The organism is Bifidobacterium animalis subsp. animalis ATCC 25527 (assembly GCF_000260715.1).
GTDB lineage: Bacteria > Actinomycetota > Actinomycetes > Actinomycetales > Bifidobacteriaceae > Bifidobacterium > Bifidobacterium animalis.
Window position 1 is genome coordinate 1,350,311 of sequence record NC_017834.1, and the last position, 21,015, is coordinate 1,371,325.

General features: G+C 61.1%; 21 protein-coding genes. 7 read left to right on the top strand and 14 right to left on the bottom strand.

Annotated features, from left to right (window positions below; genetic code table 11):
* Nucleotides 1-12: 12 nt before the first annotated feature.
* The 11 genes from BANAN_RS05705 to infC all read right to left on the bottom strand — a co-directional run bounded on the left by BANAN_RS05705 (nt 13) and on the right by infC (nt 11,295).
* Nucleotides 13-1,107, bottom strand: a complete 1,095-nt coding sequence (locus tag BANAN_RS05705; RefSeq protein ID WP_014697969.1) for a prephenate dehydrogenase — start codon at nt 1,105-1,107, stop codon at nt 13-15.
* An 8-nt stretch (nt 1,108-1,115) separates the two neighbouring features.
* Nucleotides 1,116-2,231, bottom strand: a complete 1,116-nt coding sequence (locus BANAN_RS05710; protein WP_014697970.1) for a prephenate dehydratase — start codon at nt 2,229-2,231, stop codon at nt 1,116-1,118.
* A 22-nt stretch (nt 2,232-2,253) separates the two neighbouring features.
* On the bottom strand, nt 2,254-2,763 hold the full coding sequence (locus tag BANAN_RS05715; RefSeq protein WP_014697971.1) for a hypothetical protein: 510 nt from the start codon (nt 2,761-2,763) through the stop codon (nt 2,254-2,256).
* A gap of 109 nt (nt 2,764-2,872) precedes the next feature.
* Nucleotides 2,873-4,804 carry a translational GTPase TypA gene (gene typA / locus BANAN_RS05720; protein ID WP_014697972.1) on the bottom strand — a complete coding sequence of 644 codons (1,932 nt, stop codon included), beginning with the start codon at nt 4,802-4,804 and terminating at the stop codon, nt 2,873-2,875.
* Nucleotides 4,805-5,210: 406 nt separating this feature from the next.
* The gene (locus BANAN_RS05725) at nt 5,211-6,620 is read right to left on the bottom strand and encodes an MFS transporter (RefSeq protein WP_014697973.1); all 1,410 of its coding nucleotides are present in this window, start codon (nt 6,618-6,620) and stop codon (nt 5,211-5,213) included.
* 62 nt (nt 6,621-6,682) lie between these two features.
* On the bottom strand, nt 6,683-7,492 hold the full coding sequence (locus BANAN_RS05730) for an NUDIX hydrolase (RefSeq protein WP_014697974.1): 810 nt from the start codon (nt 7,490-7,492) through the stop codon (nt 6,683-6,685).
* 187 nt (nt 7,493-7,679) lie between these two features.
* Nucleotides 7,680-8,519 carry a ParA family protein gene (locus tag BANAN_RS05735; protein WP_004218702.1) on the bottom strand — a complete coding sequence of 280 codons (840 nt, stop codon included), beginning with the start codon at nt 8,517-8,519 and terminating at the stop codon, nt 7,680-7,682.
* Nucleotides 8,520-8,632: 113 nt separating this feature from the next.
* Nucleotides 8,633-9,556: a site-specific tyrosine recombinase XerD gene (xerD, locus tag BANAN_RS05740; protein WP_014697975.1), complete on the bottom strand. Its 924-nt coding sequence runs from the start codon at nt 9,554-9,556 to the stop codon at nt 8,633-8,635.
* Between the two features lie 395 nt (nt 9,557-9,951).
* Nucleotides 9,952-10,335 carry a 50S ribosomal protein L20 gene (gene rplT, locus BANAN_RS05745; RefSeq protein ID WP_014697976.1) on the bottom strand — a complete coding sequence of 128 codons (384 nt, stop codon included), beginning with the start codon at nt 10,333-10,335 and terminating at the stop codon, nt 9,952-9,954.
* 49 nt (nt 10,336-10,384) lie between these two features.
* A complete protein-coding gene (rpmI, locus tag BANAN_RS05750) occupies nt 10,385-10,576 on the bottom strand; it encodes a 50S ribosomal protein L35 (protein WP_004218698.1) in 192 nt (63 codons plus the stop codon).
* Between the two features lie 44 nt (nt 10,577-10,620).
* Complete coding sequence (infC, locus tag BANAN_RS05755) at nt 10,621-11,295, bottom strand: translation initiation factor IF-3 (protein ID WP_004218697.1); 675 nt, start codon at nt 11,293-11,295, stop codon at nt 10,621-10,623.
* Nucleotides 11,296-11,749: 454 nt separating this feature from the next.
* Between infC and BANAN_RS05760 the strand changes: the two genes are divergently transcribed.
* From BANAN_RS05760 to ybaK, 3 genes are all read left to right on the top strand, one after another.
* On the top strand, nt 11,750-12,556 hold the full coding sequence (locus BANAN_RS05760; RefSeq protein WP_014697977.1) for a thiamine diphosphokinase: 807 nt from the start codon (nt 11,750-11,752) through the stop codon (nt 12,554-12,556).
* A 230-nt stretch (nt 12,557-12,786) separates the two neighbouring features.
* Nucleotides 12,787-13,845 (top strand): type I glyceraldehyde-3-phosphate dehydrogenase, encoded by a 1,059-nt coding sequence (gene gap, locus BANAN_RS05765; protein ID WP_004218695.1) that lies wholly within the window; start codon nt 12,787-12,789, stop codon nt 13,843-13,845.
* Between the two features lie 261 nt (nt 13,846-14,106).
* Nucleotides 14,107-14,616 (top strand): Cys-tRNA(Pro) deacylase, encoded by a 510-nt coding sequence (ybaK, locus tag BANAN_RS05770; RefSeq protein WP_014697978.1) that lies wholly within the window; start codon nt 14,107-14,109, stop codon nt 14,614-14,616.
* A gap of 128 nt (nt 14,617-14,744) precedes the next feature.
* Here ybaK and BANAN_RS05775 read toward each other — a convergent pair whose 3' ends face one another.
* On the bottom strand, nt 14,745-15,722 hold the full coding sequence (locus tag BANAN_RS05775) for a 4-hydroxy-3-methylbut-2-enyl diphosphate reductase (RefSeq protein ID WP_014697979.1): 978 nt from the start codon (nt 15,720-15,722) through the stop codon (nt 14,745-14,747).
* A gap of 90 nt (nt 15,723-15,812) precedes the next feature.
* On the opposite strand from BANAN_RS05775, the gene BANAN_RS05780 reads away from it, so the two are divergent.
* Nucleotides 15,813-16,805, top strand: a complete 993-nt coding sequence (locus tag BANAN_RS05780) for an aldose 1-epimerase family protein (RefSeq protein ID WP_014697980.1) — start codon at nt 15,813-15,815, stop codon at nt 16,803-16,805.
* A 131-nt stretch (nt 16,806-16,936) separates the two neighbouring features.
* The gene (locus BANAN_RS08785) at nt 16,937-17,011 is read left to right on the top strand and encodes a 50S ribosomal protein bL37 (protein ID WP_369803150.1); all 75 of its coding nucleotides are present in this window, start codon (nt 16,937-16,939) and stop codon (nt 17,009-17,011) included.
* A gap of 142 nt (nt 17,012-17,153) precedes the next feature.
* Here the strand turns inward: BANAN_RS08785 and BANAN_RS05785 are convergent, their stop codons facing one another.
* Complete coding sequence (locus tag BANAN_RS05785; RefSeq protein WP_014697981.1) at nt 17,154-17,465, bottom strand: hypothetical protein; 312 nt, start codon at nt 17,463-17,465, stop codon at nt 17,154-17,156.
* Nucleotides 17,462-18,172, bottom strand: coding sequence for a sigma-70 family RNA polymerase sigma factor (locus BANAN_RS05790; protein WP_202395980.1), 711 nt, complete (start codon nt 18,170-18,172; stop codon nt 17,462-17,464). The genes BANAN_RS05785 and BANAN_RS05790 overlap by 4 nt, the downstream gene beginning before the upstream one ends.
* Nucleotides 18,173-18,343: 171 nt before the next feature.
* Here BANAN_RS05790 and BANAN_RS05795 point away from each other — a divergent pair, with 171 nt between their 5' ends.
* Both BANAN_RS05795 and BANAN_RS05800 read left to right on the top strand, forming a co-directional pair.
* A complete protein-coding gene (locus BANAN_RS05795) occupies nt 18,344-19,894 on the top strand; it encodes a UDP-N-acetylmuramoyl-L-alanyl-D-glutamate--2,6-diaminopimelate ligase (RefSeq protein ID WP_014697982.1) in 1,551 nt (516 codons plus the stop codon).
* 50 nt (nt 19,895-19,944) lie between these two features.
* Nucleotides 19,945-20,994: a lipid II:glycine glycyltransferase FemX gene (locus BANAN_RS05800; RefSeq protein WP_014697983.1), complete on the top strand. Its 1,050-nt coding sequence runs from the start codon at nt 19,945-19,947 to the stop codon at nt 20,992-20,994.
* Nucleotides 20,995-21,015: the final 21 nt, after the last annotated feature.

The following is a 21,015-nucleotide window of genomic DNA, read 5'->3' on the forward strand; positions in this document are numbered from 1 at the left end:
GCGGGCAACGCGTCAGGCGTGAATGCTCGGACGCTGCTCGGCAATCAGGCGATGCCCGGAGGTGAAGCGCACAATGTACTCACCCCGTTGGGCGGATTTGAGCAGCTGCTCGCGCCAATGCTCAGGGTCGATGCGCAGCGACTGGAAGATGGTCTCGGTGCTGTCGCTCACCTTCCCCGCATTGGTCTGCGCCTTGTAGTCGCGATACGGCTGTCCCTCGGCGAAGAAACGGCGAATCTCGGTCTCGTCTTCCTCATGCAGGGCATCGGCGAACTCGCTCAGCCGATCGATCATGCGATGCAGCAGTTCCTCCACATTATGCGCGTTCTCGATCACCATGGCACGCGTGCGATCCGGGTCGGTCAATGCCACGCGGGTCATGTCGCGCCAGGAGCCGGCCGAGAGTGCCGAGGCGATGGCGTTGTTTGTATCACTCGTCATCTCGTTGATGAGCGCCGTGGACAGCACATGCGGCATATGCGAGATGAGCGACGCCTCGCAGTCATGGGTTACATCGTCAATCACGATCATCGTGTTGCGCACCCCGCGTGTGATCATGCCGGCGATTTGCACGACCCTCCGGTACTGCGTCTGCGGACCGAACGTGACCGCCCACAGTGCGTCATTGAACAGCGTGGGGTCTGCGGACACCCAGCCGGAATGCTCGTTGCCGGCCATCGGATGCGCTCCCACGTAGCAGTCGAGCAGCCCGACTTCGCTCACCTGTGTGTGCACGGGCCCCTTCACCGAACCGACGTCGGACAGCGTGGTCTTCTGTGGATTGATAATCGGTTTGATCGTCTGCAGCACCTGCGGCATCGCCACGAGCGGATTGCACAGCATGAGCACATCCGGCTCCTCCGCCACCAGCTCCTCAAGCGTGTCCTTGCAGTCGATGCCGGCCGCCCGCGCATTCGCATACGGATGGTCGCGATGATTCCATGCACTCACATGGCAGCCGGACTCACGCAGACGGCGTGCCAGCGAGCCCCCGATGAGCCCGAGGCCCACTATAGCGACATGCTTGGGGCATTCGATGCCCTCCGGTGCGATTTGGGGTTCGCCGGCGTTGTCGCGATCCCACTGCTTGATCGTCTCCTCGTGCATATCCCGCTCTACCACAGCAATTCCTTTCGCACATCCGCGCTCTCACGCCAATTCGCCATGTGGGGTTCACCTTCGAATCGTACTCCACCCGCAGGAAGCATCCATTCCGAGACCGTTGGGTAGTTACGCTCGTCTCGCGGGTAGACCGCCAGCGTGCGCACCCAGTCGCCGTGCTCGCATATCTCCACCAGCGCGTTCACGAACCGTTCGTCCCACGGTGCCGCGTCGAGCGTCGCCAGGAAGCTGTAGGTGCCGTCGCGTCCCTTGACCGGCCGCGATATCAGGCTCACCATGTTCAGTTGCGCGTCGCGCAGCACGTCAAGCAGATTCGCGAGCACACCGGGCCCCGTCACCAGCGGAATGAACGCGATGACCGATTCGAATTCAGTCTGCGGCTCACTACGTGGGATTCGCAACCGCTCCACCACCTGACTGCGCGGGGCGATCGTGAGGAACTCGGTGCGAGCGCCCTCGAAATCTCCCACATTGGCCGCCACGCGGTGCAGACCGTAGATGTCGGCACAGATCGAGGGACCCAATGCAATCTGGAAGTCCTGAAGATCGCGGCAGGCGGCGGCATTCGATGCCGCGGGAACCGGGTTCAGTCCATGCTCGCGCGCGAATCGCCGGCATTGTGCGAGTCCGTGCGAATGCGCGCAGACCGCGGTGCAATCGCGCATCGCAAGCTCGTCAATCGCGGGCGGCGTTGCGGCGGAACCATAGGCATTCGCATTGTCGCGGGCTGGAATCTGCGCATCGTCGACGGCGATCTCACTGGCATACTGTTCGCACGCATGCCGGTAGGTGCGCTCGGTGACGAATGCGTCGAATCGCACATTCACGCCCACGCGCAGGAAACCGGCGGCATCGGCGACGTCCATCATGAGGTCGAGATTGGGGACCACGAATCCCTCGACATTGTTCTCCCAGGCGATGGTCCCCCATCCCTGCCCGAGCTCCACTGCATGCAGGATCTGCGGAACCGTGTCGCAGGCGACGAATTCGAAATCCGCGACGTCTATATGCAGTCTACGTGATGCCTCGGCGGCGGACTCGATGGCCGCCTGATGCGTGAACGAGCCCTGCGGGCCGAGATAATGGATGCGTGTGGATTGCCGCGTCATGGATTCCCTCACCTACCTGCCGTCAGTCGTCTGTGCCGGAGTCATCCTCGGATTTGCGTCTGCCCACACGTCGCGTCGGCATGCTGAAGAATCTCCTCGGGAACACGAGCAGCAGCAACTGCACGACAACGACGCCGAACAGCCAGCTGTAGCCCACATGCTGCGACCAGAATGGCAGCGAATCAGAGGCGAATCCGGCAGCGATGAGTACGTCGCCCGAACGCAGTGCCAGGAAATACAACACCGTGGTGCTGGCGATGAAATACAATGCGAAGCCGGCCACGCCATCCCTGCTGCGCGCACTCCATGCACCGAGCGCCACGAGCAGCAACGCCAGCACCAAGCCGTATGGGATGTTCTGTGCGGCACCCATGCGGTGCGCAAATGTTCCCACGATGCCGAGCGCCGCGCCACTGACCACATCGATGAGGTAACGCAGCCACGGCCGCTGCCTGTAACTCCATGGCAGCGCGGATTCCTGCGCATCATCGCCCGCCGTGACGTATTCGGTGACGTTCGTGTTCTGGCTCATGGCTCTATCGTAGGCGTCCCGCGGGATTTCAGAGCACGCACATATATGCATATACGAAGGAGGGCGGCTTGCACCGCCCTCCATTCCGATCACATGCGCGTCGCCGGCATCACTTGTTGTTCTGCTGCGCGTTGGCGCGGCGCTGCTTGGCGCGCCACTTGTACCAATCTTCACGGCCAAGGATGATCTTGCGTACACGGATCGATTCGGGCGTGACCTCCACGCACTCATCCTCGTTCGCGAAGTCGAGCGACTCCTCCAGACTCATCTTGATCGGCGGGGTGAGCGTCTCGAGCACATCGGCGGTGGAGGAACGCATGTTCGTCATGTGCTTGGCGAGCGTGATGTTCACGTCGAGCTCGTCCGGCTTGTTGTTGATGCCGACGACCTGCCCCTCATACACCGGCGACTGCGGTTCCACGAAGAAGTTGCCGCGGGCCTGCAGACGCTGCATGGCGTATGGCGTGGCCACGCCCTGGCGGTCGGAGACCATGGAACCGTTCTGGCGGGTCACGATCTCGCCAGTCCATGGCGCATAGCCGGCCGCGATGGAAGACGAGATGCCGGTGCCACGGGTGGATGACAGCAGTGCGGTGCGGAAGCCGATGAGGCCACGCGACGGCACGGTGAACTGCAGGCGCACCCAGCCGGAACCGTGGTTCGACATCGAGTCCATGCGGCCCTTGCGAGCGGCCATGAGCTGCGTGACGGTGCCCATGTACTCCTCCGGCACGTCGATTGTCGTGTTCTCCATTGGCTCGCACAGCTGGCCATCGATGGTCTTGGTGACCACCTGCGGGCGCCCGACGGTGAGCTCGAAGCCTTCGCGGCGCATCTGCTCGGCGAGCACGGCCAGCGCCAGTTCGCCGCGGCCCTGCACCTCCCAGGCGTCCGGGCGGTCGGTGGGCAGCACCTTGATCGACACGTTGCCAATGAGCTCGCGGTCGAGACGGTCCTTGATCATGCGGGCGGTGAGCTTGTGGTCCTTGCCCTCGGTGCCGGCCAACGGGGAGTCGTTGGTGCCGAAGGTCATCGAGATGGCCGGGTCGTCGACGTGGATGAGCGGCAGCGGGCGCGGGTCGTTCGGGTCAACGATCGTCTCGCCAATCATGATGTCGTTGACGCCCGCGACAGCCACGATGTCGCCGGGACCGGCGGACTCGACCGGCAGACGGTCGAGACCCTGAGTGCGCAGCAACTCGGAGACGCGGAAGTTCTCGATGGAGCCGTCCACGCGCGACAGGCCGTAGGTCTTGCCCTTCTCGAGCGTGCCGTTGTAGATGCGCACGAGACCGAGACGACCGAGGAAGTCGGAGGAGTCAATGTTCGCCACATGGGCCTGCAGTGGTGCGCCCGGCTCGTATTCGGGGGCCGGGATGTTCTTGATGATCGCGTCGAACAACGGTTCCAGATTGTCGTTGTCGGGCAACTGGCCATCGACCGGCTGGTTCTCGGAGGCATAGCCCACCTTGGCGGCGCAGTAGATCACCGGTAGGTCGAGCAGCGAGTCGAGGTCGAGGTCCACACCCTCCTCGATCACATCCTGCGCCAAGCCAAGCAGCAGATCGGAGGCCTCGCCCACGACCTCTTCGATGCGAGCGTCGGGACGATCCACCTTGTTCACGCACAGGATGACCGGCAGCTTGGCCTCGAGCGCCTTGCGCAGCACGAAACGGGTCTGTGGCAGCGGGCCCTCCGAGGCATCGACGAGCAGCACGACGCCGTCGACCATCGAGATGCCGCGCTCCACCTCGCCGCCGAAATCGGCGTGGCCGGGCGTGTCGATGACGTTGATCGTGATGCCCTCCGGGTGACCGTATTTCTCGGCGAGCGGGCCGGTGTACTCGACGGCCGTGTTCTTTGCGAGAATGGTGATGCCCTTCTCGCGCTCCAGATCGTTGGAGTCCATGACGCGGTCCGGCACTTCCTCGCGCTCGTTGAACACATGGGACTGCTGAAGCATGGCGTTGACCAGCGTGGTCTTTCCATGGTCGACGTGAGCTACGATTGCAACATTTCGAATATCGCCGCGAACAGCCATTCAAAGCCTCTCTTGATTATTCCTATGATGTGATTCACACTCAGGCATACGTATAGGTGTTGCGTTGACTCGCAAACCATCGCAATCGTACTCTCGCAGTGTGACAGCGGTGTATAATTATTCGTCCTATCTCGCCTGAGGAGTGGCTCGGCATATCTTTCACCAGTCTGTCTGCACGTCGACGACTGAGCTCGGCATATATGGTCGTTGAGCGGGCAATCTGTTCATAGAACGACCATAGTAGAGATAAAAAAGGTCGTTTACCCACATTGTTGTTAGGTAAACGACCATACTGAGCCAGATTTCGGTAGTTCAGTAAACGAGGCGTTCAGTAAACGACCAAAGTTGGCATGAACTATGGTCGTTCAGCGGACGCAGTCTGCAAGGAACGATCAAAGTCTGCAGATTAATCCTCCAGGGATTCACCGGTACGCTCGGGCAGGAACAGCGCGGCGACGCAGGCGAGCACGAAGGCGACAGCGAAGACGATGAAGGCGACGGACTTGTTGCCGCCGGACATCGTGAGGAACCACGGCACGAGCAGCGGCGCCACGATGGCGGCGATACGGCCCACGGCGGCGGCTGCACCGGCTGCGGTGGAACGCATGCGGGTCGGGTAGATCTCCGGCGTCACCGCATACATCACACCCCACGCACCCAGGTTGGAGGCGGAGAGCAGCATGCCGAAGCACAGCACCTGCGCCACCGTTGCGGATTGCGAGAACAGGAACGCGGCGAGCGCGGAGACGGCGAGGAACACGCTCAGCGTCTTGCGCCGGCCCCAACGTTCCACGAGGAATGCGGCGAGGAAGTAGCCGGGCAGCTGCGCGATCGAAATGGCGAGCGTGTAGCCGAACGACTTCGTAAGCGAGCCGAACTGGTCTGCAAGCAGCGACGGCATCCAGGTGAACGCGCCGTAGTACGAGAAGTTGACGAAGAACCAGGTGGCCCAGATCGCCAGCGTGATGCCGAGGTATTTGCGGCCGACGAGTTCGCGCATGCGAATCCTACCCAGTTTCTTGGCGGGTTTCGATGGCACGGCGGCGACACCCGAGGCCTGTTCGAAGTAGCGCACGGAGGCCTCTGCGCGCTCGTTGTCGCCACGGGCCTCGAGGAAGCGCACGGATTCGGGCAGGTGGCGGCGCGCGACGATCGCATAGAGCAGCGGGATGGCGCCGATGAGCAACGCCCAACGCCAACCCCAGTCGCCGGTGTTCGGAATCACGAAATAGCCGATCATCGCGGCGAGAATCCAGCCTACCGCCCAGAACGATTCGAGCAGCACCGTGATGCGGCCGCGCTGCTTGGTCGGCGAGAATTCGGAGACGAGCGTGGAGGCGACCGGCAGTTCGGCGCCCAGACCGAGGCCGATCACGAAGCGTGCCGCCAAGAGCGCGAGCAGCGTCCACGAGAATGCCATGGCACCGTTGGCGAGTCCGAACACGATCATTGTGGCGGTGAACACCGTCTTGCGGCCGAACTTGTCGGCGAGGAAACCGCCCAACGCGGCGCCGATGGCCATGCCAATGAAGCCAATCGACAACACCCATGACTTCTGCGTGGCGTCAAGGTTGAAATGCGGGTCGGCGGCGATGGCGGTGACGACGAACGACACCAGGCCCACATCCATGGCGTCGAAGGCCCAGCCGATGCCCGACGCCATGAGCAGTTTGCGATGCGCCTTGTTGAACGGCAGGCGGTCGAGTCGTTCGTTGCGTGTGAGCGTGGTCGCTTCGGCATTGGCAAGCGGCTCGCGCTCGGGTGAGGGGCCGTCGATCGGCGTTGCGGCGCCGAGGCCCAGTTCTGCGGTGGTCATAGCACTCCCCCGGTTTCTTCTCTCGGTGTTCTCGTTGCTCTATTCTGTGTTGGATGCGATGCCTATGCATGCGGCATGAGGGCGGAAAGCACGTCGTCAGGCGAATCTACCTGCAGCGTGCCGCGAGCACCATGCAGGTTCCCGCTGGCATGCTCGGCGAAGAAGGCAAAGCCCTCCTCCTCGGCATGGTCGGCAAAGCGATACAGCGCGGCAGGCCGTCTGCGGCCCTCCCGTGCCACCTCGCCGGTGTCTTCCAACGTGTGCGAGGCGAGCATCTTGCGGCGGAAATTCGCCAGATCGAGCTCCTCACCCAGCACCGCCTCCACCACATCGCGCAACTGGCCAAGCGTGAACGGCTCGGCAATCAGCTGCCGTACCACATTCGGCGCATCCATGCGGTGACGCAGACGCCACAGCGCATACTCCACGATTGTGGTGTGGTCGAAGGCCAGTTCAGGCAGATCGTCCACCGGGAACCAACGCACGTTGTGCGCATTGGCCGCCGTGCCAAGCTCTGCGCCGAGATCGGTATGGTCAAGCAGCGCCCAGTAGCACACCGACACCATGGGAATGCCGTTGCTCGAGCGCATTGGATCCCCGAATGTGTACAGCTGCTCCAAGTAGGTCGGGTGCAGGTCGGTGGTGGAGGCCAGCGTGGCGAAAGCGGATTCCTCAAGCGAACGGTTCGCCTGCAACTGCCCTCCCGGCAGCGCCCACATTCCCTTGAAGGGTTCGCGGGTGCGCTGGACGAGCGGGAGCCAGAGTCGGCAGCGCGCATGCCCGTGCGCCTCCGATTCCAACGCCAGAATCACCGAGGTGACGCCAATCTGCGGCGGGGCGGATCTCCGTTCGCTCACATTGCCGTACCCCATACCTCTCCTATCGGATTCGTCTGCCTCGCGTGCATCCGTGCGGCATGGCAGCATGCCCGGTTGCATCCACCCCAAGCGTAGCATTAATAGTCACCATGACTATTAATATGTGCCCACATGGTGGAACACCGTTTGCCCATACAATCCCGCGGGCAATGAAGAAAAGTGGAGGGGAAGGAGAGTGGAATCAGGCGACGATGTCGCGGTAGATCATCTCGCGGGCGACCTCACGGTACTCCTTCGCCGTCTTGTGGTTGTGCGCGAAGAACGTGATCGGCGCGGCGGCCACGTTGGCGTCGGGCAGCTTGATCGAACGCGAGATCACCGAGTGGAACACCTTGTCGCCGAACGCCTCGTAAATGCGCTGCAGCACCTCGTCGCTGTGCAGCGTGCGCGTGAACATCGTGACGAGCACGCCGTAGATCTCCAGCGACGGATTGATGCGCGACTGCACCTTCTCAATGGACTGCATAAGCAGCGCCACACCGCGCAATGCGAAGAACTCGGCGGCGACGGGAATGATCACGCCGTCGGCTGCCGTCAGCGCGTTCACGGTGAGCAGGCCAAGCGAAGGCTGGCAGTCAATAATGATCGCATCGTATTCGTTGATGATCGGCCGGAGCACTGAAGCGAGGATCTGCTCGCGCCCCACCTCGGTGACCAGCTGCACCTCGGCCGCGGAAAGGTCTATGTTCGCCGGAATGATGTCGAGCCCATCGAATTTGGTATGCTGAATCACCTCATGCACATCCATACGCGGATTGAACAACGCCGTGTAAATCGTGTTCTCAAGTGCGTTCGCATTGATGCCCAGACCCACCGTGGCCGCCCCTTGCGGGTCGAAGTCCACGATGAGCACGCGCCTGCCGTACTGAGCGAGCGCGCCGGCTATGTTGATCGAACTCGTGGTCTTGCCTACGCCGCCCTTCTGATTGCACATGGCAATGACCCGTGCGGGACCATGCTGCCGCAATGGTTCCGGCACCGGGAAGGTCTCGTATTCACGTCCAAGCAGATCGGTAGGCATATCGTTCACTTTACCAGTTCAATAACACAAGAGCGCCCGCATTTGCCCCATGCAAACGCCGCGTTCACTCACTGCATATCAGTGTAATGCGCCGAGTAGATTGCGCGCAGCGGTTACTTCGCACGGGGATGTGAGGTGATGTACGTCTCGATCAGCGTGTCCTGGCTGACGTGCGTGTATATCTGCGTCGTCTTCACCGAGGCGTGCCCAAGCAGCTCCTGCACGGTGCGCACATCGGCGCCTCCCTGCAGCATATGCGTGGCGAAGGAATGCCTCAGCGTGTGCGGATGCAGGGGTTTGCTCACATGTGCCAACGCACCGGCATGCTTGATGATCTCCCACACCGACTGCCGGGTGAGCCGCTTGCCGCGTTTGTTCAGGAAGATCGCGCTGCGCTCGCGCTCGCCTTTCGCCTTGTTCTCGAGTTCCGGTCTGGCATGCTCCACATACGCGCGCAATGCATTCGCCGCATACGTGCCAAAGGGCACGAGCCGCTGCTTGGCGCCTTTGCCGGTGAGTCGCACCACCTGAGCATCCATGTCGACGTCGGTGAAGTCGAGTCCCACCGCCTCGCTCACCCGGCAGCCCGTGGCATACATCAGCTCGAGCAACGCCGAATCACGCATCGACACCGCCTCGCTGGCGTCGTCATGCCGCGCCGCATCGAGCAGACGCTGCACCTCGTCCACGGTGAGCACTTCGGGCAATGTCTCCGCAGATTTCGGCGGACGCACGCTCTGTGAGACGTCGTCGGCCACCACACGCTCGGATTGCATGAACCGGTGGAACATATGGATGCTTGCAAGCCTACGCGCCAATGAGACCGCGCTTGTTCCCGACTTGGACTGCGCGGCGACGAAATCCTCCACATCGTTCGACGTGATGGACGCAGCCTTGGCGATCCCCTGTTCGCCGAGCCAACGCACGTACTGGTCGATGTCGTTCTCGTATGCCTGCACCGTCGCCGCAGACAGGCCGCGTTCCACATCGATATGCGCGAGGAACCTCGCCTCAAGCATCGGCAGCTCGCCGTTCATCGCCACGCCTCCTTCTGCTCCCTAATCAATGTATCTGTATATCAGCATCTTCGGATTGTCATTGAGCGCTAGTTTTTCCCTGCGCCCCTTCTGCGAAAAAAGAGACAGATGAGGGGCACTTGATGTCCCAAATTACGCAAAGCAAAGGGGAGCTGCTTACGCAAAAAGAGGAACCACCCTACGCCACAGGCCCTCCACTGCGTAAAGAGAGACAGATAGGGGGCATCAGATGTCCCTAATTACGCAGAGGCGGAGAGATTACACAGCGGCAGGGGGATTATGCATAGCTGGAGAGACGGCAGAAGACGCTGATTGCGGCATACGAAAGACCCCGCCACATTGGACGGGGTCTTTCACATGGAGAACGCTATGGCGTCACCGTTGCGACCTGAAGCTCAGGCGTTGACCGGAGCGTTGACATCTTCAGGCAGAGCGGTCTTGGCCTGCTCGACAATGGTCTTGAAGGTGTCCGGATCGTTCACGGCGAGCTCGGCGAGGGCGCGACGATCGAGCTCGATGCCGGCCAGACGCAGGCCCTGGATGAAGCGGTTGTACGTGATGCCTTCGTTGCGCACGGCGATGTTGATGCGCTGGATCCACAGCTTGCGGAAGTCGCCCTTGCGAGCCTTGCGGTCGCGGTAGTTGTAGTTGAAGGAGTGGAGCAGCTGTTCCTTGGCCTTGCGGTACAGGCGGGAACGCTGGCCACGGTAGCCCTTGGCCCTCTCGAGAACTGTACGACGCTTCTTGTGTGCGTTTACTGCGCGCTTGACACGTGCCATGTGATTCCTCTTTCCAGTAAAGCTTTATTCGTTGTTGTCGATGCCGGTCTCAGCCGAGCAGGCCCTTCATCTTCTTGGCCTGTGCCGTCTGCAGCACGTCGTCACGCTTGAGTGCACGGCGCTTGCGAGCGGACTTGTGCTCGAGGTTGTGGCGCATGCCGCTGCCAGCGTGCATGACCTTACCGGTTGCGGTAAGGCGAACGCGCTTTGCTGCTGCGGTCTTTGTCTTCATCTTCGGCATTGCTGCCCTCCTTGTTGTTCTTCGTGTTTGAAGATTCCTATTCGCTACTCGTTGTCGATAGCGGCCTGGGCTTCCTTGGCCTCCTCGGCCTTCGCCTCCTGCTTGGCGGCGAGACGGGCTGCCTGGCGTGCCTGGCGTTCCGCGCGGGATTCCGCGCCACGTCTGCGCTGCTCGGACTGCGTGTGCACCTTCTTGCCCTTCGGAGCCAACGTCATGATGATGTTGCGTCCCTCCTGCTTCGGTGCGTGTTCCACAGTGCCCAGGTCGGAGACCTCCTCGGCGAGACGCTGCAGCATCTCCACACCGCCGATCGGGCGGGACTGCTCACGTCCGCGAAGCATGATGGTGACCTTGACCTTGTCGCCTGCGTTGAGGAAACGCTCAACGTGGCCCTTCTTGACTTCGAAGTCGTGGTCGTCGATCTTGAGGCGGAAACGAATCTCCTTGATTTCCGCGGTGCTCTGGTTGCGTCGCGCTTCGCGCTGCTTGATCTTCTCGTTGTACTTGAACTTGCCGTAATCGATCAGCTTGGCAACCGGAGGCTTCGCATTGGGCGCCACCTCGACGAGATCGAGGTTCGCTTCCTTTGCCAGGTTCAGTGCGACGGAAGTCGCGATGACCCCCACCTGTTCGCCGTTCGGTCCGATAAGGCGTACCTGGGAGACGCGAATCTCGTCGTTAATGCGTGGTTCGTCGCTAATGATGACTCCATTCCTCATATTGTGCCGGGGAACCTCTGGATGTCATACTCGCACCATGGCAGCAGCAAACCGGCCTTCGAAGACCTCATACATGCAATAGACATGCAATTCCAAAAACGCCGTTTCCGCATGCCTATGCAGATTGGACGTCGCACTTGCCGTGCCGTGACCCGAAACCATGACAGGTTTCCAGGTGGGTTTCCCACTTTCTTGATTTCTCAAGCCTGTTAGATAATACCACACCCCTGGACTAAGGCGATTCCATTGCCACGCCCGCGCGCAGCCGGCAGACTCACCGGATTCGCATGCGCTTGAAAATCTACCACGGCAGGGGCTTTCATCCAGACATGCGCCGCGGTTTTACACAGGCGCGCAAAACCGCGGCATTCTACAATGGGGAGGGAGTATTCGGGTGCGCGGACAATGGCGTTCGTGCACCCCCATACCCGGTTCAGCCCTCCCCCGCATTACCATGGGTGCAGGAATCATATGCGTAGCACGGCGGCGCAAGTCGCCGGCAAGCCAAGCGGAGGGGGTCACCACGAACACCGCATCCCGAATCTGCGTCGTCTTCGGCGCCGGCGAGTATTACACGCGCCCATATTATCTGCCAGAGCATGCGTTCGTCGTGGCGGCGGACGGCGGCTATGACCATGCACGCGAACTCGGCGTGCATGTCGACGTGGTCGTCGGCGATTTCGATTCCACCGAGGGTCTTGCGACGGAATCCGCCGGGGATTGCGGCATGCGCACACTCAGGCTCCCTCCCGAGAAGGACGACCCCGACATGCTTTCCGCACTCAAGGTGGGATGGCGGCACGGGGCGCGTGAATTCCACATCTACGGCGGTCTCGGCGGCCGCGTGGACCACACGATCTCTGACATTCAGCAGACCGCCATCGTCGCCTCGCACGGCGGCATCGCCTATCTGCACGGCGACGGCCACATCGTCACGGCGATCTCGGACGCCGCACTGCACTTCGCCGCGCACGAGGTCGCCGGCACTCAGTATGTGTCGGTGTTCGCGCATTCCGACTCCGTGCGCGACGTGACCGAGCGCGGTCTCAAATACCGACTCGACCATGCGACGCTGAGCAATCTGCAGGTCAATGGACTGAGCAATGAGTTCATCGACGGCGATGCCGCGCAGATTGCCGTAGGCGACGGGATTGCGATCATCGTGTTCGACGATCGCGCACCGTTGCCTGAACTCGTCGGTGCGACTCCTCATGGCACACTCGGGGAACCGAGCACACACGTCACCGACGCGCTCGCATAGCGCGATATCTCGCGAACAGACATCACGGATTCGGTTCCGCGTAGCATATCGAGCGTTCAAACCGGGCATTGGGCGCCTCAATGTGAGACGTAATCGTTCACCAACAATTCCAACGACTTTCGGCGCGCGAGCAGGGGCTTGAAGTCAAGCAACGCCGGTAGAATGGGCAATGTTGGTTAACCAAGCCAGCAGATGCTATGCATCCGCCGGCATCCCCAAGGGAGAACTACATGACAGTAAAGATTGGTATCAACGGCTTCGGTCGCATTGGTCGCCTCGCCTTCCGCCGCATCTTCGAGCTGCAAGAGAAGGGTGGCGAAGCCGCCGACATCGAGGTCACCGCAATCAACGACCTGACCTCGCCTGCCGCACTGGCATACCTGCTCAAGTACGACAGCACCCACGGTGTGTTCAAGCACGTTGACGGCACCCCGGTCGACGTCAAGTCCACCGACACCGCGATTGTGGTCGACGGCAAGGAATACCCGGTCTACGCAGAGCGTGACGCCCGCGACCTCAAGTGGGTTGCCAACGATGGCGTTGAGTTCGTGCTCGAGTGCACCGGCTTCTACACCTCCGCCGAGAAGAGCCAGGCCCATCTGGACGCCGGCGCCAAGAAGGTGCTCATCTCCGCTCCTGCCAAGGACGAGACCACCCCGACCGTCGTCTTCGGTGTCAACCACGACATTCTGAAGAAGGACGACAACATCGTGTCCGCTGGCTCCTGCACCACCAACTCGATGGCTGCAATGGTCAAGCTGCTCAACGACAAGTGGGGCATCAAGGCCGGCTTCATGACCACGATCCACGCCTACACCGGCACCCAGATGATTCTGGACGGCCCGCGTGGCAACAAGAGCGGCCGTGCACTGCGCGCCGCCGCAATCAACACGATCCCGCATTCGACCGGTGCCGCCAAGGCCATTGGCAAGGTCGTCCCGGAGGTCAACGGCAAGCTCCAGGGCCACGCACAGCGCGTACAGGTTCCGGACGGCTCCATCACCGAGCTCTTCACCGTGCTCGAGAAGGACGCCACCGTTGACGAGATCAACGCCGCATTCAAGGATGCCTTCGCCGATTGCGCCTACTACGGCTACAACGACGATGAGATCGTCTCCGGCGACATCGTCGGCGACACCCACGGCGGCGTCTTCGATCCGACGCAGACCGATGTCAACACCGTTGACGGCGTGACCATGGCCCGCACCGTTGCCTTCTACGACAACGAGTACGGCTTCACCTCCAACATGGTGCGCACGCTCGAGTACTTCGCCGAGATCTCCGAGTGAGCTTCTAGACAAGCATCACGAGCATGAGGGCCCCGCTTCCACGCGGGGCCCTTTCGTATGCCGCTTGAATGCCGAACCAAATACTGCCACCTATTGATCCCACTATTATCGCGATATTCAATATTTCAATATCCCAATACCTCAATCTTGAATCTTGCGTAAAAAGAGACAGATGGAGCCCGCAGCTGTCCCCAATTACGCAGAATGGGCGCCGTAACCAGTCTCCCCTCCCCTGCCCAGCTGTGGTCCTAGACTGATAGCATGGGTAAGAAGAAGCAGAAGGCAGCTGCGACGCCGGCCATCAAACAGCTTGAAGACGCCAAGGTCACGTTCACAACGCACGAATACGAACACAGCAACGACGATGCTGATGGGTATGGGCTCGAAGCCGCGCGCAAGCTCGGCTACGACGAACGGCAGGTGTTCAAGACGCTCATGGCCGACACCGGCGACGAGCGTGTGATCGGCGTCGTGCCGGTCAACGGCCATATGAGTCTCAAGGAGCTCGCCCATGCCGTCGGCGCGAAGAAGGCGGAGATGGCAGACCCGAAGGTGGCCATGCGTGAAAGCGGCTATGTGGTGGGAGGCATCTCCCCGCTCGGACAGAAAACGCAACATAGGACGGTGCTTGACGAATCCGCGCTCGAATTCGATGAGATACTCGTCTCCGGAGGCAAACGTGGACTGAGTCTGGGCGTCAACCCGCACGATCTGCTCGCCGTGCTCGACGCCACCACCGCACCAATCGCCACACAGAAGAAATCGTACTAATATCCGCGTTCCCTGGCAGTGGGGGGAATGGCCGGCGACGTTGAGGAACGCGAGGGAGCTTGCGACAGTGACGAAATGTCGCCGGACATCCCCTGCACCGCCAAAGGCAGACCAGCGTGGTCGGATGTTCAGCCTCGTTTACGCAATGCCGCGGGGAGCACGAAATGCATGTTCTCCTCAATCGTCTCCACCGTGTCGACCTCGGTGAAGCCAAGCCGCTGCAGCGCGTCGATCACACCTTGCACCAGCTCGTCCGGCACCGACGCCCCCGACGACACGCCGACCGCAGAGACCCCCTCGAACCATGCGGAATCGAGCTCGCCGGCGTCATCGACACGGTGGGCGGTGCCACGTCCGCCAAGCGCCTCGTTCGCCACCTCCATGAGCCGCACCGAATTCGACGAGTTCGCCGAACCCACGATCACCACGGCATCGGCCTGCTCGGCCACCAGTTTCACCGCGGCCTGCCGGTTCGACGTGGCGTAGCAGATGTCCGAGCTCGGCGGCAGTTCGATCCACGGGAATCTGCGCTGCAATGCGGCGATCGTGCCCGTGGTCTCGTCGACGCTCAACGTGGTCTGCGAAAGCAACACGAGCTTCTGGTCGGGCGAGAAATCAAGATCGTCCACATCGCGCTCATGCTCGATCAGATGCACATGCTCGGGCGACTCTCCGATCACGCCCACGGCCTCGTCATGACCGCGATGGCCAATATAAACGATCTCATAGCCTTCCCGCACGAAACGCAACACCTCGCGGTGCACTTTGCTCACCAGCGGGCAGCTCGCATCGACGACGCTCATGCCGAGTTCGTTGGCTTCGCGCACCACCTGCGGCGACACGCCGTGCGCGGAGAACACGACCGGTATGCCCGCCTGCGCCGCCGCCTGGGGAATCTCGGAAAGCTCGTCGACGAACACCGCACCCTGCTCGGCGAGTTCGTCGACGACATGCTTGTTGTGCACGATCTGCCGGCGCACATACACCGGGGGCAGACCGTCTTCGCGCGGCGCGGCAGTGTTCAAAATGGTCTGCACGGACTGTATCGCGCGATCGACACCCGCGCAGAACCCGCGCGGATTCGCCAGAATGATTCGTTTCGTCATGCCTGCCTTTCGTCGCATCAATCATAACCGAATGAATGAACACCACACTTGGTTGAATCGCCGAATAAATAGGGGGCCACGCGCGCTACAATGGGCACACGTCTCAACAACGAGGCGATCAACGACGACTGGAGTCCCATGAGCGCACTTCCCCCTCGCACAGGCCAGCAATTCTCCATTTCACACGGCGATTACACCGCGGTGATCGCGCAGCTTGGCGCCACATTGCGCGTGTTCCGATACCAAGGCGACGACGTGACCGTGTCCACCGGTCCCGACGATGTGGTCACCTGCTGCGTCGGCCGCGTGCTCGTGCCGTTCCCGAACCGTCTCGAGCACGGCTCCTATGATTTCGACGGCGCGCACTACCAGCTTCCGGTGAACGAACCCGAGCGCGACAACGCAATCCACGGCTTCGGCATGAACTACTACTGGCAGATCGAACGACTCGCCGAGGATTCCGTCACACTCAGCTGGCGCGTGCCGCTCACTGAAGGATACCCGTTCTCGCTGCAGGTGTTCATCACCTACACGCTCTCAGATTCCGGCATGCGCATCGACTGCGACGCGGTGAACAACGGCGACGGTCCGGCACCGTGGGCAATGGCCGTGCACCCATGGTTCTCAAACGGCGAGGACGCCTACGGTGACGCCATCGACGCCGTCACTGCGCGCTGCAGCATCGAGATTCCCGCCAACACCCACGTGCTCACCAATGGGAACCTGATCCCGACCGGAACCGAAGCGGTGGATGGCACGAAATTCGATTTCCGCACACCCACGCTGCTCGACCAGCAACCGTACGACGACGCGCTGACCGACTTGGACCACGATGCCGATGGCACGGTGACCGCGGTATTCACGCGGCCTGACGGCCGACGGGTGGCAATCATCGGCGACGAGAGCATCACCTCGTTCCAGGTATGCACCGCAAGTGGCTTCCCGGAGGCGATCCACCCGGCCGGCGTCGCCGTGGAACCGCAGACCGCCTACGCGAACACGTTCCGCACAGGCATCGACCTCATCGAGATCGCTCCGGGAGGCACCGCGCATACGACGATTCGCTATCAGGTGCTTCAGTGACATACAAGCCGTCCGTCGACACGGCTACACTATGACCATTGTGCCCTGTGCAAAGCGCATGCACCCTGCAACGTCTGGGCGGCATGCGACAATGCATAAGGCATATGACGGCTTTAGAAAAGGAGTCCACTATGGGTATGCGCGGACGTAAGCGTAAGGCTCGCCGTAAAAAGGCAGCAAATCACGGCAAAAGGCCAAATGCCTGAGCATCTGTGATCCGTCTTGAACGGAAATGGGAGAGGCCCGTGGAATTCCACGGGCCTCTCCCATTATTCGCATATATGAAACCAATGCGCAACCACAACCAAAAAGCCGGTATCCGGGAAACCCGAGTACCGGCGATGCCACTCACAGTTCCTGACGGCGCGTGTGATGGATGATCGTATGCGAGGTGACCACGGTGTGCTCAGTGATCACTTCGCCACAGCATTTGTCCAGCGTCATCTTCAATCGTTCGTACAGGCATTCCGGCGCCTGCTGGGGTCTCAAATACGCTTTCATAGCGGCGATCATCACCTGTTCACGCGCGTCGCAGCATGATGACGGATCGAAGCACTCCCCCTCCACCTGCGGTGCGGATGCATCATTCGAATGATGCAGATCGTCCAGCGACACAGGCTCATCATGCTCATCCAAAGGCTGCGATATGCCCTTGCTCATTGCCTCGCCTTTCCGTGAGCTCCAACTAGTTCCTTCTCGCGAGCGTCATCTCGCGTTTCATTGCTATTTGTCTCAACGGAATTCGCCTCCGTTTTATTTCCACGCTTCGCTTTGGCCGTCGAAGTGCCACGGGAGGTCTTCGTGGATTTGCCGTAGCCGCGGGCGGCGGCGTATTCGGCGAGTTCCTTGCGCAGTTGCGTGCGTGCACGGTTGAGGCGACTCATCACCGTGCCAATCTTGATGCCCTGTTCATCGGCCACCTGCTGGTACGACTTGCCATCGATGGCGGCATCGATGAACACCTGGCGGCGCTCCGGGGGGAGCCTGTCGAGCGCAGCCATGATCTCCTCCGGCGCGAACGCCTCCAAATACTGCTGTTCGGCGGACTGCAGACCTTGCGAAGTATGCTCGGAGGCCGCGAAGATATCCCAGTCGTCGTATTCGCCGGTGGAATCGTTCGCACGCTGCGGGCGACGCTTCGCCTTCGCATACTGGTTGAAGAAGGCGTTGCGTTCGATCGTCGTCATCCAGGCTTCGAAATTGGAACCCGGCTTGAAGGTGTCGAAGGCCTTGAAGCCGCGCTCGAAAGTGTCTTGCACCAGATCCTGGGCATCCTCCGGATTGTTCGTGAACTTCATCGCCTGACGGTAGAGCGCATTGACGGCGGGCATGGCAAGCTTCTCGAAGCGCGCCCGCTTCTCCTGCATCGTTTCGTGTTCATTCTCGCTTGTTTCGCTCACGCCTTCCATTGTACGGTACGCAGTGAAGGAAATCTGAAAGCCAGCTGGGGGCGCAAACACTGCGAGTGTCCGTCTGGTATTCGCCGCTCGCGCACATGCACGGCGCACGGTAGAATTCAAGCGGAATAAAGGAGAACCATGTCTTTGTCGTTGCAATCCGCAGCACGCGAGCTCTTCGCAGAGAATCTGCTGCATGAGATCATCACCCCACACATGTGGACCATGAACGCGGCCTCCGTAGAGAACAGCGAGGTGCCGTTCACGGCAATCACCTACGACACGCGCACGGTGACGCCAGGCACTCTGCTCGTGTGCAAAGGGAACTTCAATCCGAAATACCTCGAGCAGGCGAACAAGCTCGGCATGGCAGCGTACGTGGCGACGAACGATTATTCGGCGTACACGAACGCGCCCGGGCTCATCGTCTCCGACGACAAGAAAGCACTCAGCATTCTCGCCCAGGCATACTACGACCACCCGGAGCGTCAGCTCACACTGATCGGCATCACTGGCACCAAGGGCAAGACCACCACCGCGTACTACACGCACGCCATCATCAACGCGCTGAGTGGAAACACGACGGCATTGTTCTCGTCGGTGGACAACTGCGTGGACGGCATGCACTACGTGGAATCCGACCTCACGACGCCCGAATCGCTCGACGCGGTGCGCATGATGCGCGAGGCGGTGAGCAACGGCATGAAATACCTGGTGATGGAGGTCTCCTCACAGGCATACAAAGTCAACCGCGTCTACGATTTCCATTTCGACGTCGCCGCGTTCCTCAACATCTCCCCCGATCACATCAGTCCCATCGAGCACCCCAGTTTCGAGGACTACCTGTGGTGCAAGCGGCAAATCATACGCAATGCCGACATGCTCGTGCTCGGCGAGCGCAGCGACCACGAGCAACTGCTGCTCGAGGATGCCGAACTGAACCGCGTGCCCGTCTCCACGTTCGCATTGGCCGATTCGCCGGCACAGGCCGACATTGCGGACGTCACCTGCGCACCGACCAATACGGAGCACACGGCATTCGACTACTTCGTGGACGGCGAGCGTCTCGGCAGCCTCACGCTCGCGATGGAGGGCGACTTCAATTATGCGAACGCGGCCGCCGCTCTGGCAATCGCGCGTGACGCCGGCATGGATGTGAGCGACCCGCGTGCGCTCGCCTCACTCGCCGACGTACGCATCTCGGGACGCATGGAGGAGATGCGCGACAGCAGGTCGAACACGCTCGCCATCGTCGACTACGCGCACAATTTCGCCTCGGTGAACGCGCTGCTCGATTTCGTGGAGCAGCGGTACGGCGCCGAGCATCCGCATATCACGCTGATCACCGGTTCGGCCGGCAACAAGGCATACGACCGTCGCGAGGGAATCGTCAAAGCCGCACAGGACCGCGTGCAGAAGCTCATTCTCACTGCGGAGGACACCGACACCGAGCCCATCGAGCAAATCTGCAGCGAGATGGCAAACAACGTGACGAACGAGGATCTCGATGTGCAGACGATCCTCGAGCGTGCCGAAGCCGTGAAGCATGCCGTCGACGAGGCGCGTGCGGCGGACGGTGGCCTGAACATCCTGCTGCTCATAGGTAAGGGCGACGAGCAGTGGATCAAGGACCGCAACATCCACACGCCATACGAGGGCGACTCGCAGATTATCCGACGTCTGTTCGCCTGATTCGCATGCGACGCGCCTACAATGGGAACAGACGCCTTGGAAAGGAACACATGATCATCATCGAACGCGTCACTCCGGCCACCATGGAGGAGGAAGCGAGCAAGCACAACATTGAACTACCAATCGAGCAGACGTCGGTTTGGGCGGATTTCCAAGCGGACATCAACGGCCGCCGCCCATGGGGATGCCTGCTCATACGCCGTGACACCGAGCTCGTCGCCGTGATCTCGCTCATCGACATGGAGACGCACGGCTACCATTACCTGCGTTCCGTGCACGGACCGGTGTGGGCGAGCAAGCCGAGCGAAGAGCTTGAGGAGCAGATGATCACCGCGCTCGTCGACTATGTGAAGCGCAACGACAAGCGCGTGGCGTTCCTGCGCATCGACACATGGACCAGCAAGGGCACGTTCCCCGTGCTCTCCACCGTGCCGTACAACGAAACCGTCGTGCTCGACATCACCGGCGACGACGAGGAGATCCTCGCGCGCATGAAGAAACGCGGCCGCCGCGACGTGCGCAAGGCATTGCGTGAATCGCCGGCCGTGATCGCCGACGAGACCGAGTTGGCGACCCGTGATTTCTCGGATTACTACGCGGTGATGGTGGAGACCGCGCATCGCGACGGCTTCAATCCCGCGCCGATGAGCGACTACACCGACATGATCAAGGCGCTCGGACCTGAGCATTGCCGTGTGTTCGCGGGCCGCATCGACGGCAAGGTCGTGGCATGGTCCATTGTGACCGTGCACGGCAAGACCGGCGTGTATTACTACGCCTCCATGCTCACTTCGGTGCGCCGCGAGCATGTGCCTGACAAACTGCTGTATTTCGTGGCCTGCGCGCTCGGCAAGCAGGGTTGCACGAAGCTCGATCTGATGGGCATAGGCAACGATTTCGCCCCGTCACTCAAGTCGCTCAACGAATTCAAGACGAAGTTCGCCCCCGAGACCACGCAGATCGCCGCCGGGCGCGACATTCCGATCAAGAAGGCCTTCTACCACATGCTGCGCATGATGCAAAGCGTGCGCAAGGCGTTGAAACCGAAGCCGCACGGCAATGCGGAGAAGGTGCGGGCCAAGGAATCGGCCGCAAAGTGATGCAATTGTAATACGGTATTT

What these genes read in the sequence shown, in the direction of transcription:
- infC (WP_004218697.1), bottom strand. Translation starts at nt 11,295, where the DNA reads ATGAGGAATGGAGTCATCATTAGCGACGAACCACGCATTAACGACGAG.
- BANAN_RS05785 (WP_014697981.1), bottom strand. Translation starts at nt 17,465, where the DNA reads ATGAGCAAGGGCATATCGCAGCCTTTGGATGAGCATGATGAGCCTGTG.
- BANAN_RS05705 (WP_014697969.1), bottom strand. Translation starts at nt 1,107, where the DNA reads ATGCACGAGGAGACGATCAAGCAGTGGGATCGCGACAACGCCGGCGAA.
- BANAN_RS05710 (WP_014697970.1), bottom strand. Translation starts at nt 2,231, where the DNA reads ATGACGCGGCAATCCACACGCATCCATTATCTCGGCCCGCAGGGCTCG.
- ybaK (WP_014697978.1), top strand. Translation starts at nt 14,107, where the DNA reads ATGGGTAAGAAGAAGCAGAAGGCAGCTGCGACGCCGGCCATCAAACAG.
- BANAN_RS05735 (WP_004218702.1), bottom strand. Translation starts at nt 8,519, where the DNA reads ATGCCTACCGATCTGCTTGGACGTGAATACGAGACCTTCCCGGTGCCG.
- BANAN_RS05715 (WP_014697971.1), bottom strand. Translation starts at nt 2,763, where the DNA reads ATGAGCCAGAACACGAACGTCACCGAATACGTCACGGCGGGCGATGAT.
- rplT (WP_014697976.1), bottom strand. Translation starts at nt 10,335, where the DNA reads ATGGCACGTGTCAAGCGCGCAGTAAACGCACACAAGAAGCGTCGTACA.
- BANAN_RS05775 (WP_014697979.1), bottom strand. Translation starts at nt 15,722, where the DNA reads ATGACGAAACGAATCATTCTGGCGAATCCGCGCGGGTTCTGCGCGGGT.
- BANAN_RS05780 (WP_014697980.1), top strand. Translation starts at nt 15,813, where the DNA reads ATGGGCACACGTCTCAACAACGAGGCGATCAACGACGACTGGAGTCCC.
- gap (WP_004218695.1), top strand. Translation starts at nt 12,787, where the DNA reads ATGACAGTAAAGATTGGTATCAACGGCTTCGGTCGCATTGGTCGCCTC.
- typA (WP_014697972.1), bottom strand. Translation starts at nt 4,804, where the DNA reads ATGGCTGTTCGCGGCGATATTCGAAATGTTGCAATCGTAGCTCACGTC.
- BANAN_RS05760 (WP_014697977.1), top strand. Translation starts at nt 11,750, where the DNA reads ATGGGTGCAGGAATCATATGCGTAGCACGGCGGCGCAAGTCGCCGGCA.
- BANAN_RS05790 (WP_202395980.1), bottom strand. Translation starts at nt 18,172, where the DNA reads ATGCAGGAGAAGCGGGCGCGCTTCGAGAAGCTTGCCATGCCCGCCGTC.
- BANAN_RS05730 (WP_014697974.1), bottom strand. Translation starts at nt 7,492, where the DNA reads ATGGGGTACGGCAATGTGAGCGAACGGAGATCCGCCCCGCCGCAGATT.
- BANAN_RS05795 (WP_014697982.1), top strand. Translation starts at nt 18,344, where the DNA reads ATGTCTTTGTCGTTGCAATCCGCAGCACGCGAGCTCTTCGCAGAGAAT.
- BANAN_RS05800 (WP_014697983.1), top strand. Translation starts at nt 19,945, where the DNA reads ATGATCATCATCGAACGCGTCACTCCGGCCACCATGGAGGAGGAAGCG.
- rpmI (WP_004218698.1), bottom strand. Translation starts at nt 10,576, where the DNA reads ATGCCGAAGATGAAGACAAAGACCGCAGCAGCAAAGCGCGTTCGCCTT.
- xerD (WP_014697975.1), bottom strand. Translation starts at nt 9,556, where the DNA reads ATGAACGGCGAGCTGCCGATGCTTGAGGCGAGGTTCCTCGCGCATATC.
- BANAN_RS05725 (WP_014697973.1), bottom strand. Translation starts at nt 6,620, where the DNA reads ATGACCACCGCAGAACTGGGCCTCGGCGCCGCAACGCCGATCGACGGC.